This window comes from Mesorhizobium sp. M1A.F.Ca.ET.072.01.1.1, assembly GCF_004023325.1.
GTDB lineage: Bacteria > Pseudomonadota > Alphaproteobacteria > Rhizobiales > Rhizobiaceae > Mesorhizobium.
Window position 1 is genome coordinate 1 of the sequence record NZ_RZSF01000018.1, and the last position, 16,242, is coordinate 16,242.

Annotated in this window: 15 protein-coding genes and 1 pseudogene; 12 read left to right on the forward strand and 4 right to left on the reverse strand. The window is 63.9% G+C overall.

The window, feature by feature from the left end:
- The first annotated feature begins 42 nt into the window (after window positions 1-42).
- The 11 genes and pseudogenes from EOA32_RS04755 to EOA32_RS40760 all read left to right on the forward strand — a co-directional run.
- The gene (locus EOA32_RS04755) at window positions 43-1,074 is read left to right on the forward strand and encodes an ADP-ribosylglycohydrolase family protein (protein WP_128371014.1); all 1,032 of its coding nucleotides are present in this window, start codon (window positions 43-45) and stop codon (window positions 1,072-1,074) included.
- Window positions 1,071-2,045, forward strand: a complete 975-nt coding sequence (locus EOA32_RS04760; RefSeq protein WP_128371015.1) for a PfkB family carbohydrate kinase — start codon at window positions 1,071-1,073, stop codon at window positions 2,043-2,045. The genes EOA32_RS04755 and EOA32_RS04760 overlap by 4 nt, the downstream gene beginning before the upstream one ends.
- A 38-nt stretch (window positions 2,046-2,083) precedes the next feature.
- Entirely contained in the window at window positions 2,084-3,148 is a 1,065-nt protein-coding gene (locus EOA32_RS04765) for an ABC transporter substrate-binding protein (RefSeq protein WP_066992230.1), read from the forward strand.
- A 28-nt stretch (window positions 3,149-3,176) separates the two neighbouring features.
- Window positions 3,177-4,046, forward strand: coding sequence for an ABC transporter permease (locus EOA32_RS04770; RefSeq protein WP_095824974.1), 870 nt, complete (start codon window positions 3,177-3,179; stop codon window positions 4,044-4,046).
- Complete coding sequence (locus tag EOA32_RS04775; RefSeq protein WP_095824973.1) at window positions 4,046-4,834, forward strand: ABC transporter permease; 789 nt, start codon at window positions 4,046-4,048, stop codon at window positions 4,832-4,834. The genes EOA32_RS04770 and EOA32_RS04775 overlap by 1 nt, the downstream gene beginning before the upstream one ends.
- Window positions 4,834-5,898 (forward strand): ABC transporter ATP-binding protein, encoded by a 1,065-nt coding sequence (locus EOA32_RS04780; protein ID WP_128371016.1) that lies wholly within the window; start codon window positions 4,834-4,836, stop codon window positions 5,896-5,898. The genes EOA32_RS04775 and EOA32_RS04780 overlap by 1 nt, the downstream gene beginning before the upstream one ends.
- Window positions 5,899-5,992: 94 nt before the next feature.
- On the forward strand, window positions 5,993-7,105 hold the full coding sequence (locus EOA32_RS04785) for a Gfo/Idh/MocA family oxidoreductase (protein ID WP_128371017.1): 1,113 nt from the start codon (window positions 5,993-5,995) through the stop codon (window positions 7,103-7,105).
- A 26-nt stretch (window positions 7,106-7,131) separates the two neighbouring features.
- Window positions 7,132-8,046: a sugar phosphate isomerase/epimerase gene (locus EOA32_RS04790; RefSeq protein ID WP_128371018.1), complete on the forward strand. Its 915-nt coding sequence runs from the start codon at window positions 7,132-7,134 to the stop codon at window positions 8,044-8,046.
- A 5-nt stretch (window positions 8,047-8,051) separates the two neighbouring features.
- Entirely contained in the window at window positions 8,052-9,146 is a 1,095-nt protein-coding gene (locus EOA32_RS04795; protein WP_189406915.1) for a fatty acid desaturase family protein, read from the forward strand.
- Between the two features lie 47 nt (window positions 9,147-9,193).
- Window positions 9,194-9,508 (forward strand): MocE family 2Fe-2S type ferredoxin, encoded by a 315-nt coding sequence (locus EOA32_RS04800; RefSeq protein ID WP_128371020.1) that lies wholly within the window; start codon window positions 9,194-9,196, stop codon window positions 9,506-9,508.
- Between the two features lie 3 nt (window positions 9,509-9,511).
- Window positions 9,512-9,649 (forward strand): annotated as a pseudogene (locus EOA32_RS40760) (3-methyl-2-oxobutanoate hydroxymethyltransferase); the annotation flags it as partial.
- 101 nt (window positions 9,650-9,750) lie between these two features.
- Here the strand turns inward: EOA32_RS40760 and EOA32_RS04810 are convergent.
- From EOA32_RS04810 to EOA32_RS04820, 3 genes are all read right to left on the reverse strand, one after another.
- Complete coding sequence (locus EOA32_RS04810; RefSeq protein WP_128371021.1) at window positions 9,751-10,596, reverse strand: glycosyltransferase; 846 nt, start codon at window positions 10,594-10,596, stop codon at window positions 9,751-9,753.
- 349 nt (window positions 10,597-10,945) lie between these two features.
- Complete coding sequence (hutH, locus tag EOA32_RS04815) at window positions 10,946-12,451, reverse strand: histidine ammonia-lyase (RefSeq protein ID WP_128371022.1); 1,506 nt, start codon at window positions 12,449-12,451, stop codon at window positions 10,946-10,948.
- A complete protein-coding gene (locus EOA32_RS04820) occupies window positions 12,448-13,449 on the reverse strand; it encodes an ornithine cyclodeaminase family protein (RefSeq protein WP_128371023.1) in 1,002 nt (333 codons plus the stop codon). Before EOA32_RS04820 ends, hutH begins: the two co-directional genes overlap by 4 nt.
- A 111-nt stretch (window positions 13,450-13,560) precedes the next feature.
- On the opposite strand from EOA32_RS04820, the gene EOA32_RS04825 reads away from it, so the two are divergent.
- On the forward strand, window positions 13,561-15,006 hold the full coding sequence (locus EOA32_RS04825) for an MFS transporter (protein ID WP_128371029.1): 1,446 nt from the start codon (window positions 13,561-13,563) through the stop codon (window positions 15,004-15,006).
- A 216-nt stretch (window positions 15,007-15,222) separates the two neighbouring features.
- On the opposite strand, the gene EOA32_RS04830 is transcribed toward EOA32_RS04825, so the two are convergent.
- Complete coding sequence (locus EOA32_RS04830; protein WP_066992267.1) at window positions 15,223-16,221, reverse strand: ABC transporter permease; 999 nt, start codon at window positions 16,219-16,221, stop codon at window positions 15,223-15,225.
- Window positions 16,222-16,242 lie beyond the last annotated feature (21 nt).

Consider the following 16,242-nt stretch of genomic DNA (forward strand, 5'->3'; position numbering starts at 1 on the left):
GCTCAACCCGGCGCATTTCGCGCTGCATCTGGAGTTCTGAGCATGGCGGCCGACGCGATCGACCGGGCGATGGGCGCGCTGATCGGCGGCGCGCTTGGCGATGCGATGGGCATGCCGACACAGCTTCTGTCGCCCGCCCGCATCGCCGAGCTCTATGGCCATGTCGAGGGTTTCGTCGCGCCCGCCGTCGACCATCCGGTGTCGAAGGGGCTGCCGGCAGGTGCCATCACCGACGACACCGAGCAGGCCCTGCTGCTCGGCCGCATCCTGGTCAGCTCCGGCAATCGCTTCGACCATGCGCGATGGGTCAACGCGCTGCTCGACTGGGAGCGCGACGTCAAGGCGCGTGGCAGTTACGACCTGCTTGGACCGTCGACCAAGCGGGCCATCGACGCCATCAATAACGGCGTGCCGGCGGAAGAAGCGGGGCGAGGCGGCGACACCAACGGCGCCGCGATGCGGATTGCGCCGGTCGGCATTATGATCCGCCCGGAGCCGCTCGATGCCCTGGTTGCGAAAGTCGCGGAAACCTGCCGGGCTACGCACAATACGTCGATTGCGATTGCCTCCGCTGCCGCGGTTGCTGCCGCGGTCAGTCTCGGTGTTTCGGGCGCCGACTGGCGCGCTGCTTCCGGCCATGCCGTCGCGGCGGCAAAGCTTGGTGCCGCGCTCGGTCACTGGGTCACCGGCGGCGACATCGCCGAACGCGTCCTCTGGGCGAAGGAACTTGTGCGCGGGAAGGGCGACAAAGAGGCGATCCGGTTGATCGTTGACCTGATCGGCACGGGGGTCGCCAGCCAGGAGTCGATTCCTGCAGCATTCGCCGTGCTGGAGGTTGCCAACGGGGATGCGTGGCGAGCGGCAGTGATCAGCGCCAATCTCGGTGGCGACACCGATACTATAGGCGCCATCGCCGCCGGCATGGCGGGCGCCTGTTCGGGCCTGTCGGGCCTGCCGCAAGATCAAATCGCGGGACTGAAGGGCATCGATCTCGCGGAGGTCAAGGCGTTGGCCAATGATCTTGTTGCGGCGCGCATGCCGAAGGCCCGTGGCGGCAAGGAGGACGCCGCATGAGCGGGCGCCTCGTTCATGTCGGCAGCGCGGTGGTCGACTATGTCTATCGCATCGACGCTCTTCCGGCGGCGGGCAGCGAAAAGACCGCGACGAGCTATTCGCGCGTCGCCGGCGGCGGCTTCAACATGATGGTCGCGGCAAGCCGCACCGGCATGAAGGTGGTGTTCGGCGGACAGCTTGGCATCGGGGCAGACGGCGACTTCCTGCGCGCGGCTTTCGCCGCTGAAGGCATCGAGACGCTGACGCCGCCGTCAGCCTTGATGGACAGCGGCAATTGCGTCGCCATGATCAGCAGCGATGCGGAACGTACCTTCGTCTCATGGCCGGGCGCAGAGAGCGTGCTGACACCGGACATGATGGCGCCCGTCCAAGTCATTCCGGGCGATTGGGTTTTCACCTCCGGCTATACGTTGAGCTACCCTGGCAGCCGCGAAGCGCTCGTCGACTGGATCGAGGCGCTGCCGGAGGAAGTTCCCGTGGTCTTCGATCCGACGCCTGTGATCGCGGAGATTCCGCGCCCGATCCTGGAAAGGGTGCTTGCCCGCACCGACTGGCTGAGCTGCAACGCCGACGAAGCCGCCGCAATAGCCGGCCGTGGCGACGCGCAGACCGTCGCGATCCGGCTTCTGGCCGAACACTGCCCGAAAGCCGCGGGCGTCGTGATCCGCGCCGGCGCGCATGGCTGCCTTGTGCGGCTGGCAGAAGGCGGCACGCACGCGATCCCCGGCTTCGCGGTCAGCGCCGTCGACACCAATGGTGCCGGCGATACGCATATCGGCGCCTTCGTCAGCGCATTGTCGCGCGGCCTGTCGCCCTGCGAAGCGGCGCGCTACGCGAACGCCGCGGCGGCCGTTTCCGTCACCCGTCATGGCGGCTCGTCCGCGCCGACCGACAGTGAGATCCAGGAATTCCTAAGTCATCGCGATCAAGGAACGATAGCGCATGGCCGGGAGGACGCGACTGTAACTTAACAAGCCCATCAACCGGGCCAACAATGAGAGGAAAAAACATGCGCATGCCCAGACTCACCGCTTTTCTGACGGCGACCGCCGTCTTCGTCTCAGCATTCACGTTTGCCGCCCAGGCCGCCGAAGAAGTGCATGTGCTCAACTGGAAGGGCTACGGCGCCGACGAGCCATGGGCGGTCGCCAACTTCGAGAAGGCGACCGGCTACAAGGTCGTCAATGATTTCTTCAACTCCGAACAGGAGATGCTGACCAAGCTGAGGACCAATCCCGGCCTCTACGACGTCGTCATGATCAATGCCGCCTTCAACGATCAGGCGATGGCCGGCAAGCTGATCCAGCCGATCGATACGTCGAAGCTCTCCAACTATGCCGATATCGCCAAGGACAAGGCCGGCTCGCCGATGCTGAACCATGACGGCAAGGTCTATGGCGTGCCGTGGGTATGGGGCCTGACCGCTCTAGCCATCAACGAGAAGTCGTTCGACAAGCCGCCGACGAGCATCGCCGAGATGTGGGATCCGGCCCATAAGGGCCGCGTCATCATCCGCGACGACGCCGTCGAGGCTGTGCAGTTCGGCGCCATCGCATCGGGGCAGAACATCAACGACATCAAGGATATGGGCGCGGTCAAGGCGAAGCTCACCTCGCTGATGCCGCAGATCAAGACCTTCTGGAGTTCGGAGAACGACTGGAACCAGATGGTTGCCTCCAACCAGATCGATATCGGCACCTACTGGAGCGGCTCCGCCGACCGCGCCAAGACGCATTTCAAGCTGCCGGTCTCGCTGGTCATCCCGCAGGAAGGCGCCGTCGCCTGGCTGGACGCCTTCTCCATCCCGGCCGGTTCCAAGAATGTCGCCGGCGCCGAGGCCTTCATAAACTACATGATCGACCCGAAATTCTATGTCGAATGGGTCACCAAGGTCGGCGCGCCGGTTTCGGCCAACACCAAGGCGGTCGAGGCGCTGCCCGAGGACGCATTCAACCGAAAGGTCATGGGCAGCCCAGAGGTCGCCAAACGTATCCAGTTCCAGGCGCCGGTCACGGATGAGCAGCGCGAGAAATACCTGGCACTTTGGCAGGAGCTGAAGGTCAACGTGAAATAGTTGGCGTCTTACGGGGAGGAGAGGCATCATGGCAGAGCAGCTCGCGACCGGTTCGCGCCGCGGACTGCGGCCAGCCCTGCCGCTTCTGCTTCCCGCTTATCTGTGGTTGACGGTGGCGATCTTTCTGCCGCTGTCGGCCATGGTGTTCTTCTCCTTCATGACCGATCTGCCGCTGGCCGGGAAAGAGTGGTGGTTCACGCTTGGCAACTACGCCGCCTTCTTCTCGCAAAGCCTTTATCTGACACTTCTTCTGGCTTCGCTGCGGCTCGGCCTCGAGGTCACGCTTTGGTGCGTCGTCATCGGATATCCGGCGGCTTACGTGCTGGCGAAGGTTCTTAAAGGCCGCAGCCGCGAGGCGATCTTTCTGCTGGTCATCCTGCCTTTCTGGTCGAACGGGCTGGTGCGAATCTTCTCCTGGGCCATGGTGCTGCGTGAGGGCGGCATTCTCGACACCACGCTCAATGCCGTCTTGCCGTTCAAGATCAATATCGATCTCATGTATTCCTACCCGGCGGTCATCATCGGTCTGGTGCACTCCTACGTGCCCTATATGGTGCTGACCTGTTACCTCACGCTGCAGGCGATCGACGACTCGCTGATCGAGGCGGGCCGCTCGCTCGGGGCTTCGCGGCTGCAGGTGCTCAAGCGGGTGATCATCCCGCTGTCGATGCCCGGCCTGATCGCGGGTGCGGCGCTGATCTTCGTGCCGGTCGTGGGTTCTTTCATGGAGCCGCGCATCCTCGGCGGCCGCACCGGCACTTTCTACGGCACCGTCATAGAGGACCAGTTTGTTGCCGTCTTCAACTGGCCGCTGGGCGCGGCGCTCTCCTTCATCCTGCTTGCCGTAGTGCTGGTCATCCTGGCGCTCGCGGCACCGGTCTTGCGGAGGGCCGGCTGATGGCGACGACGCGCATTCTGGAGTGGGTCGGGCGCTTTTACATCTTCCTGTTGCTCGGCTTCCTTTATGTGCCGATCATCATCATGGCGCTGATGTCGTTCAACGCCTCGCCTTTTTACCAGCTGCCGTTCGAGTGGACGACGGACTGGTATGCTTCGCTCTGGCAAAACGACCAGCTGATCGCGGCGACCTGGAACAGCATCGAGATCGCGATCATCACCACCGTCATCTCGACGGTGCTCGGGTCAGCCGCCTCGCTGGCGCTCTACCGCTACGAGTTCCGCGGCAAGAAATTCCTGCAGGCGCTGCTCTTCCCGCCGATCGCCATTCCGTGGCTGATCACCGGCACCGCGATGCTGATCTTCTTCTTCGGCATCGGCATCGGTCGCGGGCTCATCGCCATCCTGCTCGGCCATGTCGCGCTGGCGCTGCCCTACGTCATCGTGGTCGTGTCCGCCCGCCTGCAAACCTTCGCGCCGGAGCTGGAAGAAGCGGCGCGTTCGCTCGGCGCCAATCAGTGGCAGGTTACCGTGCGCGTAACTTTGCCCTGGATCATGCCTGGCGTGATCGCCGGCGGGCTGTTCGCATTCGCTGTCTCCTTCGACCAGTTCGTGGTCTCGTATTTCCTGTCGACGCCAGGCCAGACGACGCTGCCGGTCGAAATCTACGCCGCGATCCGCAAGGGATTCACGCCCGAGATCAACGCGGTGTCGACCATCATCATCGTGGTGTCGATGGCGCTCATGCTGCTGACGGCGCGCTTCTTCAAATTCGGCGGAGAGAAATAATGGCCGGCGTCCAGGTATCGAACGTCTCCCGCAGTTTCGGCGCGCACAAGGCGCTGGACCATGTCTCGATCGACTTTCCCGACGGTGGCTTCTATGCGCTGCTCGGGCCTTCGGGCAGCGGCAAGACCACGCTGCTCAGGCAGATCGCCGGCTTCGACTTTCCGGATACCGGACGCATCGCCATCGGCGGCGAAAGCGTCGAGCGCGTGCCGGTAGAAAAGCGCCGCATCGGCATGGTGTTCCAGAACTATGCGCTGTTTCCCAATATGAGCGTCGCCGACAATGTCGCTTTCGGCCTTTCGGTGCGCGGCGAGCCGAAGGCGACCATCGCAACGGAAGTGCAGCGGGCGCTGGATCTTGTGCAGCTCGGCAAGCTCGGCGGCCGCCGGCCGCACCAGCTCTCGGGCGGCCAGCGGCAGCGTGTGGCGCTGGCGCGCGCCATCGTCACCAAGCCGCGCGTGCTTTTGCTCGACGAGCCGCTCGGCGCGCTTGACAAGGCGCTGCGCGTCGACATGCAGATCGAGCTGAAGCGCATCCAGCGCGAGATCGGCATCACCACCATCTTCGTCACCCACGACCAGGAAGAGGCGCTGACGATGAGCGACCACATCGGCATATTGCGCGACGGCCGACTGGTGCAGGAGGGGCCGCCCGAGGAGATCTACGACAGGCCGCAAAGCGAGTTCGCCGCGACCTTCCTCGGCGACGCCAACATCTTTCGCGGCGATGCGACCGGCAACGGCATCAGGCTGCCCGACGGTACAGCAATCGCCGCTGCGTCGGGTGCGTCTCTCTCGGCCGGCGCCAAGGCGAGCTGCGCCGTGCGGCCCGAGCGCATCCAGATTTCAACCGGCTCTGCAACGTCCGAGGCGGGATATGCCAACACGGTCAGGGGCCAGGTTTCAAAACGCATCTTCGCCGGCAACAACAGCATCTATTTCGTCGACCGCGATGGACAGACGCTGAAGGTCATTGTCCAGAACACCGGCGCCGAGCGGCTGGCCGAAGGCCAAGAAGTGATGCTCAGCTGGTCGCCGGAGAGCACGGTGCTGATCGCCGCGTAAGCCGGATCCCCGGTCCCTGATGGGAAATGATGGCGCGGCCCTTGGCTGACCGCCTGATCCTGGCGTTAAATCCAGTCCTCGACGGGAGGAATGGATGGCGAGCATGGATTTCGAACCGGACGTGAAAGTCCGGGTCAAGGAGTATCGGATCGGCTGCATCGGCGCCGGCATGATCATGGCCGAGTGCCATCTCGCCGCCTACGCGCAAGCCGGCTTTCCGGTGGTGGCGATCGCCTCACGAACCAGGACGAATGCCGAAAAGGTCGCCGGCCGCTGGGGCATTCCGACCGTCTGCGATACGCCGGAGCGGCTGATCGAAGACAGCCGCGTCGAGATCGTCGACCTTGCCTTCCCGCCGGACCAGCAGCCCGCGCTGATCCGCCATGCACTGAAGCAGCCGCATATCAAGGCGATCCTGGCGCAGAAGCCGCTGGCGCTCTCGGTCGAGGATGCGGTGGAGCTGCGCGACGAGGCGGCGGCCTCCGGCAAGATCCTCTCGGTCAACCAGAACATGCGCTACGACCAGTCGATGCGCGTCTTGAAGCAGATCATCGATAGCGGCGCGCTGGGCGAGATCGTCTTCGCCGAGATCGACATGCATGCCATCCCGCACTGGCAGACCTTCCTCGCCGGATATGACCGGCTGACGCTCGCCAATATGAGTGTGCACCACCTCGACGTGCTGCGCTTCCTGTTCGGCGACCCTGACGAAATCACGACGCTGACGCGCAAAGATCCGCGCACCAAGTTCGAACATTCCGACGGCATCACCGTTTCGACGCTGCGCTTTCCCTCCGGCGTGCTCGCGGTGTCGCTGGAGGACGTCTGGTCCGGCCCGCGTCAGGAAGGCTATTCCGACGACCAGCACATCGACTGGCGCGTCGATGGCACCAAGGGTGTCGCCAAGGGTACGATCGGTTGGCCGAAGGGCGTCGCCTCGACGCTGACCTACGCCTCGACAGAGACGACCGGCGGCAAATGGGTCAGCCCGAGCTGGGAGACGATGTGGTTTCCGCATGCCTTCATCGGCGTCATGGAGCAGCTGCAATATGCGCTCAAGACCGGCACGCCGCCGGCGCTTTCCGTTGCCGACAACGTCAACACCATGGCGCTGGTGGAGGCCGGTTACCGGTCGATGGCGGAGGGTCGCACCATCAGGCTGTCCGAAATCCCTGTCGACCGGGCGACTAAGAAACAGGGCAATTGAATCGCTTATCGGGAGGACTTCACCTCATGATGCAGGCAGGTATCTTCACAGGCTATTTTCCGTATGAGCTCGAGGAGGTCGCCAGGCGCATCCGGGCGCTCGATTTCAACACCGTGCAGCTCGACCTGCATTTCAAGGATATCGACCTCTCGGCCGGACAGATCACCAGGGACAAGGCGAGGCGGGTGCGCGATACGTTCCGCGACCACAATCTGCCGGTTTGCTGCGTGTCCGGCTACACGAACATCATCCACCCGGACAGGGCCGAGCGCGAGCGGCGGCTTGCCTTCCTGAAGGAGGTCATCCGGAACGCACGCGATTTCGGCTCGCCTTACGTGATCTCGGAAACCGGCACCTACAACACCGAATCCGACTGGGTGCATCATCCGAAGAACAAGACCGAGGAGGGTTTTGAGGAGTGCCGCAAGGTGATCTCGGATCTTGCCCAGACCGCCTACGACCACGGCGCGGTGTTCCTGCTTGAAACCTACGTCAACAACGTTGTCGGCTCGGTCGAGGAGACGGTCAGGATGTTCGCTCAGGTCGACCATCCCGGCCTCGGCCTGTTGATGGACCCGACGAACTATTTCGAGGCGCACAACATCGACCGCATGGATCAGGTGCTGAACCAGGTGTTCGACACGCTGACGGACAAGATCAAAATCGCGCATGCCAAGGACGTGAAGCGTTCGGGCGGCGACAAGACGGAGAAGCATGCCGATATCGGGGACGCGGAGGCGCATGAGGGGCTGACCTTCCGCGGCGTCGGCGAGATCGAACTGCCGGCGCCGGGGCTCGGCGCGCTGAATTACGATCTCTATCTCAAGCGTCTCAGCGAAAAGCACCCGAACATCCCGGTGATCATCGAGCATCTCGACGAGGAGGACGTGCCGCGCGCCAAGAAATTCCTCGACGGGAAATTCCGCGCCAACGGGCTTTAATGACGATGACGACCACCGGGACGAAGCGCGACTACAGCCTTGTCGGCGAGAGCACGCGGCTTGCGATAGAGACCGGACTTGCATCGGCCGAGTGGTACCACACCGACGTGCCGCGCAAGGTGATGAAGGAGCTGATGCAGCGTTGCGACGGGCCGGCGATCCGCGATAGCGTCATCTGGATCTCGGCGATCCTGGGCTCAGCCGCCGGCATTATCTGGTTCTGGGGCACGTGGTGGGTCGTGCCATTCATGTTCGTCTATGGCGTGCTCTATGGCTCGTCGAGCGACTCGCGCTGGCACGAATGCGGGCACGGCACCGCGTTTCGCACGCGCTGGATGAACGATGTCGTTTATCACATCGCCTCGTTCATGCTGATGCGAAACCCGGTGCAGTGGCGCTGGAGCCATGCCCGTCACCACACCGACACGATCATTGTCGGCCGCGATGCCGAGATCGCCGTTATGCGGCCCCCGGACCTCATCAAGGCTGCGCTCGCCTTCACGGGCATTCTCGACTTCCGCTATTCGCTGCCCACGCTGGTGCGCCAGGCCTTCGGCAAGCTGTCGGACGACGAGAAGAGCTACATTCCGGAGATGGAGCAGCACAAGGCGGTGATCGCGGCGCGCTGGCACATCGCGGTATACGTCGCGACGATCGCTGTCGCGATCGCGCTTAGGTCATGGATACCGCTGGTGCTGATCGGCCTGCCGCGGCTCTACGGCACCTGGCACATGGTAACGACCGGCCTGCTGCAGCATATCGGGCTGGCCGACAACGTCACCGACCATCGGCTCAACACGCGCACGGTCCATATGAACCCGATCAGCCGGTTCATCTACTGGAACATGAACTACCATGTGGAGCACCACATGTTCCCGATGGTGCCCTACCACGCGCTGCCCAGGCTGCATGAGCTGGTCAAGCACGATTTGCCGGAGCCGAACCCGTCGATGTGGCATGCCTATCGCGAGGTCTGGCCGGTGCTGCTCAGGCAGCTGAAACACGAGGACTACTTCCTCAAGCGCGAATTGCCGCCGACGGCCAAGCCCTACCGCGGCGAATTCCACGATCTCGACGTAACGGCTGCGGCTGCCGAATAAGGTCGGTGCGCGCGGCAGTTGCGCGAACCCAATCAGGAGAACACAAGATGGCGGAGTGGGTCGAAGCGTGCGCGGTCGACGACGTGGATGAGGAGGACGTGATCCGCTTCGACCATGGCGGCCGCACCTTCGCGATCTACCGCTCGCCTGACGACGAGTTCTTCGCCACCGACGGTTTCTGCACGCATGAAAAGGCGCATCTGGCCGACGGGCTGGTGATGGACGACATCATCGAATGCCCGAAGCATAATGGCCGCTTCAACTATAAGACCGGCCAGGCCAAGGGCGCGCCGGTCTGCGTCAACCTCAAAACCTATCCAGTCAAGGTCGAGGCCGGCAAGGTGATGATCGATATCGGCTGAAGGCAAGCGGAGCGCATCGCGGCGTTCTCGGAAAATGTCGGCGACGTCAACAGCGGCGCCTATCCGGAAGACCGGCACATCGTGCATATGGATCCAGACGAGCTCAGGCGTTTCATGAAGAAAGTGGACGCAAGAGTCTGAACGGGCACTGCGATGGGTCTGCCTGGTTCGCCGCCAAGTGCGGCAGGTATTGGGCCGGCCTCGCGGCCCGAGCCGGTAAGCTTTCGTCGAGAGATCGGCGCCTATTTCCGTGCCTTGACCACGCCCATCAGGACCTCCGGATAGGTTGCGGCCATCATCCCCTGGTCGGCCTGCGCGGCAAAGATGGCGGTGCACCGTTCGGCGTTGAAGCGGAAACGGCGTCTGTATTTTTCCTTATTGAGAATAATCCCGGAGAGGCCGTCGAATTTGCGGAGCAATCGCTTGCGCAGACCTCTCGTCCAGAGCGGACGCTTGAACCGATCGAGCCAGGGCGTATCTTTCGCCAGGTTGCGATAGATCGCCATCGCGGCGAGTTCCACTCCTTCAGGGCTTGGCCACCACGGCTTTCCGAAGGTGAAATGACGCGCGAAGGCTCTACTGAAGGGTATCTGGCTGGAATAGTTGGTCTGCAGATTCCAGAGCGGATGCATCGTTTGCCAGCGTCCGGCAAACGCTATGTTGAGCGCTCCCTGATCGAGCTTCGGTACGCGCCGCAGCGCCAGTTCGCGCGCCCGCTCCAAGAGCCCCTCGGCGCGGATCATTGGCATGTTCAGCACCAGTATGCCGGCGTTGAAATGCGATGAGCCGGGCTCCATCTCAAGAGACACACGGCAGCTCGGATCGAAATAGGTCTGTTCGTCATGGGCCGCCAAGAGTGGGGCATTCAGTTCAACATCGGCCAAGTCGGTGATCGACCGGTTGAAGATAACATCGGTGTCCACATAGACGAGCCTGTCGTAGGGCTCGAATACCGCCAGCTTGTCGGCAAGCAGGCGAATGTAGGTTGCTACGCTGAGGTGACCGGGATCGAAATCGAATTCCTTCATGAGATCGGACACGTCGACGATCTTGACGGCAGCGCCGAGCAATCGGTCCGCGACCGGCAAATCCTCAGTTCCGGCGCCGATATGAAGGATGAAACCGTCGATAGGCGCAGATACGTCCAGTATGCGCCGCGCGCCCAGAACGGCGTATGGGAAATTTTTTGCGTCTGCCGCCAAGACGAAGCAGGAACGATGCAATTGAGCCACCCCTTATATGCCCTTGGCTCTTCATATCCGAACTCATCGTGCAACCCAAGAGGGTGCCGAGGGGCGCGGCCAGCGGGCCCATAAGCGGCGGAGCCCGGCCATCCGATTCGGGGCGAGCGGCCAGTTGGCCTGAGGGTTGGCTTGGGCGGGTGGTGATCTCGATCTGTCGTTGGTGGTCCGCAACGATGCGGTGCCCTGATCTCGTCTAATCGAGCAGTATTTGGTGCACCGCAGGGAGCCAATACCCGTCGGCGAGCACCGCGTGGAGCGCATCGGCATGGGATCCGAGCGGCCGGTCTTCCTTAAGCGTCGGCACATGGGCGCGGACGGCCGCGTGGATCGCGCTGGTGGCCGGTGCAAGAATGAGCCCTTCGCGAAGATCGACGGCCTGTGCGGCGGCCATAAGCTCCAGGGCGATCAGCCGCCGCCACAGCACGATCATCTCGGCGCATTTGGCGACGGCGAGGAGAGTCTGCGTCGCATGATCCTCGACGCCCTCGGACACGGGCAGGAAGTCGAGCATCACCGGATTGGCCTTGTGGCGGATGGCGGCCAGGATCGCCGTCACCGTCTTCTGCAGCGGCACGAAGCCGGCGGACGCGCCGCCGATTGGCGACAGATATTTCGGCAAGCCGTGGCGAGTTGAGCCGGTGAGCTGGATGAAGCGCGCGGCCGACGCCGCCGCGCATTGCGCAATCGCCAGACCTAGCGTCTCGAAGGCCAGCGACAGCGAGGCGGTGTGGAAATTGCCGGTCGACAGCACGAGTGAGTCGTTGGCGAGCACCAGCGGGTTGTCGGCGGACGCGTTGAGCTCGATCTCGACCGCGAGCCGGGCATGGTCGATCGCCTGGATGAGCGCGCCGTGGATCGAGGGCATGCAGCGGATCGACAGCGGATCCTGAAGGGTGGTCGGCGCGGGCGTCCCGTCGCGGGTGAGCAGGTCGCGCAACGCCTTTGCCGCCACCTGCTGGCAGGCGGCTGGACGCGCCAGATGCAGGCGCGGGTCAAGGATGGTGCGGTTGGCCCCGAACGCTTCCATGGTGAGCGCGCCGGCCTGCTCCTGCTGTTCGAGTGCCGACAGCGCGTCGAGGAGCGCCAGCGCGCCGGCGCCGGTGGAAACCGCGGAAGCGTTGATCAGCGACAGACCATCCTTCGGTGCCAGGCTGACCGGCGCAAGCCGCGCCATCATCAGCGCCTTTGCCGAAGGCATGCGCCTGCCCTGATAGTCTGCATCGCCTTCGCCGATCAGCGTGTGGGCTATCGCGGTCATCAGCACCAGGTCGCCGGCGCCGATCGAACCCAGCGACGGCATCACCGGATGGATGCCGGCGTTGAGCAGATCGACAAGCGCGGTGAGGACATGCGGCGACAGGCCGGAGCCGCCGGCGGAAAGCATGGCGATGCGGGCAAACATTGCGGCGCGCACGAGCTGGGCGGGCAATGGGTTTCCCACCGCAGCTCCGCGTCCGTCGAGAAGCTGGCGCTGGAAGGCACCGGCATCGCCTTCGACAGCCGTGCCGAGATTGGCGCCCAGCCCGGTGTTCAGCCCATAGATCTGCTGGCCGCCGGCGGCGGCGTCATCGAGGACCTGGCGGGCCTTGCCGAGTTTCTCGATGACCGCCGGCGTGATCTCGACCTTGCCTGCACTGCGCGCCACGGCGGCCACGTCCTCGATGCTGACGCCGGCGCCGGTGAGAACGAGCGGGGTCATGCGAAACGCAGCCTCTGGCCGATGCCTTGTTCCGCGGCTTTGGCCAGCATCGCCTTGCCGAGCGCGATGTCGGAGAGCGACAGACCCCGATGCCAGAACAGGATCGTCTCGCCGTCGCTTTGCCGGCCCGCTTTGTGCCCGGCAGCGATCTGGCCGAGCTCGGCATGCAGCGTCGCCTCGCTCAGCCGTCCCGTCTCGACATGGGCGCGTAGCGAGCCGAACTTGCCGGCCTTGCACTGACCCCAGTCGTCGACGACGATCTTTTGCATGATGTCGGTAAGCGAAAGCTCCACCGCGCTCATTGTGCCGTAGGGCACGACCAGCGCGCCGCGCTTGATCCAGGCGGTCTTGAGCAGGGGTTGCGGTTCCGGCAGCCGCGAGGCCTCGACAACGATGTCGGCGCCTTCCACGCAGCTCTTCCAGTCGGCAACGGCGATAACCGGCTTGCCGAGGTCGGCGGCAAGCTTCGCGGCGAAAGCGTCGCGGCTTTCGGGGCGGCGCGAATGGACGCGGATCTCGTCGAAGTCGAACAGGTGATCGAGCAGTCGCACGTTCCAATAGGCGGTGCCGCGCGCGCCGATGTGACCGAGCACCCTGGATGATTTCTTTGCCAGATGCTTGGCGCCGATGGCGGTGACCGCGCCGGTGCGCATATCGGTGATGACGGTGGCGTCGAGGATGGCGCGTGGCGCGCCGGTGCGCGGGTCGAACAGGTTGAGTATGCCGAATTCGGACGGCAGGGCGTGCAGGTAGTTGTCGACATAGTCGCCGACGATCTTGACGCCAGCCGCATCGAGCGGCGCCACATAGCCGCGCAGCACGTTGAAATGACCGCGGAAGGACGGATCCGGCTCAAGATGGACGCGCGGCTCGATCACCGTCTGGCCCTTGCCCTGGGCGACGAGCCCGGCTTCGACGGCGCCGATGATCTCGGCATCGCTCAGGGCAAGGGCTTCAATGTCGAGAGCATTGAGGTAGTCGATATAGATCGGCTTCATGCATTTCCCTCGTCCGGCCCGCGCTCATCCATAACAGGCGGCGGGGCGACACGAAAGTTTGTTGGATAAGCTCTGGACTGGTTCAGCCTTATGCTGTTCAACCGGCGCGTCATGACCAGCATCCCCGACAATGAGGCCGTATCCCAGCTCGTGCCGACGGCGGCGCGCCAGGCGCGGCGCGTCGCGCTGATCGTTGCCGTCGCCTTTTTCATGCAGTTGCTGGATTCGACGATCATCTCGACGTCGCTGCCGCAGATGGGGCAGTCTTTCGGCGTGCCGGCAGTGGCGATGAGCATCGGGATCACCGCTTACATGTTGACCATGGCGGTGTTCGTGCCGTTGTCGGCCTGGCTTGCCGACCGGTTTGGCGCGCGCAACATTTTCCTCGTCGCGATCGGGCTGTTCACGCTGGCGTCGATCGCCTGCGGCTACTCACAGAGCCTGACGCAATTCGTTGCCGCCCGCATCGTTCAGGGCCTCGGCAGCGCCTTGATGACGCCGGTCGGCCGCATCCTGGTGCTGCGCAACGCCGCCAAGTCCGAATTGCTCGCCGCCACGGCGCTGATCACCTGGCCGGCCTTGTTCGCGCCGGTGATCGGGCCGATGCTCGGCGGCTTCATCACCACCTATCTGTCCTGGCACTGGAACTTCTTCATCAACGTTCCGCTCGGCCTCGCCGGGCTGCTGCTTGTCGCGCGCTTCGTTCCGGGCGATCGCGAATCCGAGACCAGGCCGCTCGACGGGCCGGGATTCTTCCTCACCGCGCTCGGCCTCGCCGCGATGCTCTATGGGCTGGAACGGCTTGCGCATCCCGAGGATGGCATGCTGCCGACAGTGGGCCTGGTTGCCGCCGGCGTCGCGGTCGGCTGGTTCGCCGTGCGGCACTTGCGGCGGGTGACGCATCCGCTGCTCGACCTGTCCCCCTTCAAAGTGCCGACCTTCGCCATCTCGACGCTCTCGGCGGGCACGATCTTCCGCGTCGCCATCAACGCCACGCCTTTCCTGCTGCCGCTGCTCTTCCAGGTCGGCTTCGGCATGCGGCCGGTGGACGCCGGCCTGCTGATCCTGGCCTACTTCCTCGGCAACCTCGGGATGAAAGCGGTGACCACGCCGACGCTCAGGCTTTTTGGCTTCCGCCGGGTGCTGGTGGTCAACGGGGTGATTGCCTCGGTTGCAATCGCGGCGTGCGGCGTGATTTCGCCGCAGACGCCGCTGGCACTTGTCGTGGCGTTGATGCTGGTCGCCGGTCTGACGCGCTCGATGCAGTTCACGGCGCTCAACACGCTTGCCTTCGCGGATATCGGCGCGCCGCAGCGCAGCTCGGCCGCGACTTTGTCCAGCATGCTGCAGCAGGTAGCGATGCTGTTTGGCGTGGCCGTGGCCGCGGCGATCCTCAACCTGTCGCAGATCGTGCGCAGCGGCGCGGCGCCCAACCTAATAGACTTCAGGATCGCCTTTTTGGCGATCGGCCTGCTCGGGCTGGTGGCAGCGATGCGTTTCCTGACCCTGCCGGCCAGTGCGGGTGCAGAGGTCTCAGGCCATACCGGGCGGGACTGAAATGGGCTTGGAAGGCCGGCCTGCGCACGCCCGCGGCGGCACCGAAACTGTCGGGGCTCGGCACTTTTGTGCATCGCAATGACCGGAGCTCATCGCCTCTGGCCCCGTCAAGGCGTGGAGGAATGACGGCCGCTCCGCACCGACCAGCTGGGCGGATTTTCAGACTGAGCGGGGTCTCCCCTTCTCCATAAGAAGGGAGAAGGGAAGGTTTGCTCTCTAATCGCTGCGCCTAAAATTACGGATGCGGTCGAACAGCACCGCCAGGATGATCGCGCCCCCGATGAAAGTGCCTTGCCAAAAGGCATTGATGCCGAGCAGGCCGAGGCTGTTGCGGATGACCTCGATCAGGGCGGCGCCGACGATGGCGCCGAACGCGGTGCCGACGCCGCCGGCGAGGTCGGCGCCGCCGATGACGGTCGCGGCAATCACCTGCAGCTCCATACCGTTGCCGAGATTGGTGGTGACGGCGCCTAGCCAGCCGGTCTGGATGATGCCGGCCAGACCCGCCGAGAGCGCCGAGATCATGTAGACTGCGACCTTGATCTGGCGCACCGGAACACCGGTCAGCGTGGCCGCATGCTCATTGCCGCCGATGGCGAAGATATGCCGGCCGAACTTGGTCCAGCGCAGGATGAAGCCGGTGATCAACGCCAAAAGGATCATGTAAAGCACCGGATTGGCGATGCCGAACACCCAGGCGCCGCCGCCCAGCGCCAGAAGCTTGTCGTGGTCCGGCCCGAACTGGAAGACGACGGTGTTGTTGGAGGCGACCATGGCGAGGCTGCGCGCCACCGACAGCATGCCGAGCGTCACCACGAAGGGTGGGAAACCGAGATAGGCGATGAGCACCCCGTTGAAGGCGCCGATGGCTAAAGCGGTGACGATCGAGGCCAGGATGCCGATTTCGATCGAATAGCCGGCATGCATGGTGACGGCCAGCACCATCGAGCACAGGCACAGCACCGAGCCGACCGACAGGTCGATGCCGCCGGTGATGATGACAAAAGTCATGCCGAGCGCCACGATGGCGACGAAGGTGATGTTGCGGGTGATGTTGAAGAGGTTCTTCTGCGTGGCGAAAGCGTCGGTCGCGAAGGACAGGAACAGGCAGGCGAGGATAACCGCGATCACCACCCAGAAGGTCTGGTTGGCAAAGAGCCGTGAGAAGAATGTGTGCTGCTTCTGCGCGATCGTCTGGTCAAGGGTGACTGCCATTATCGACCTTTCCTGAGGCGT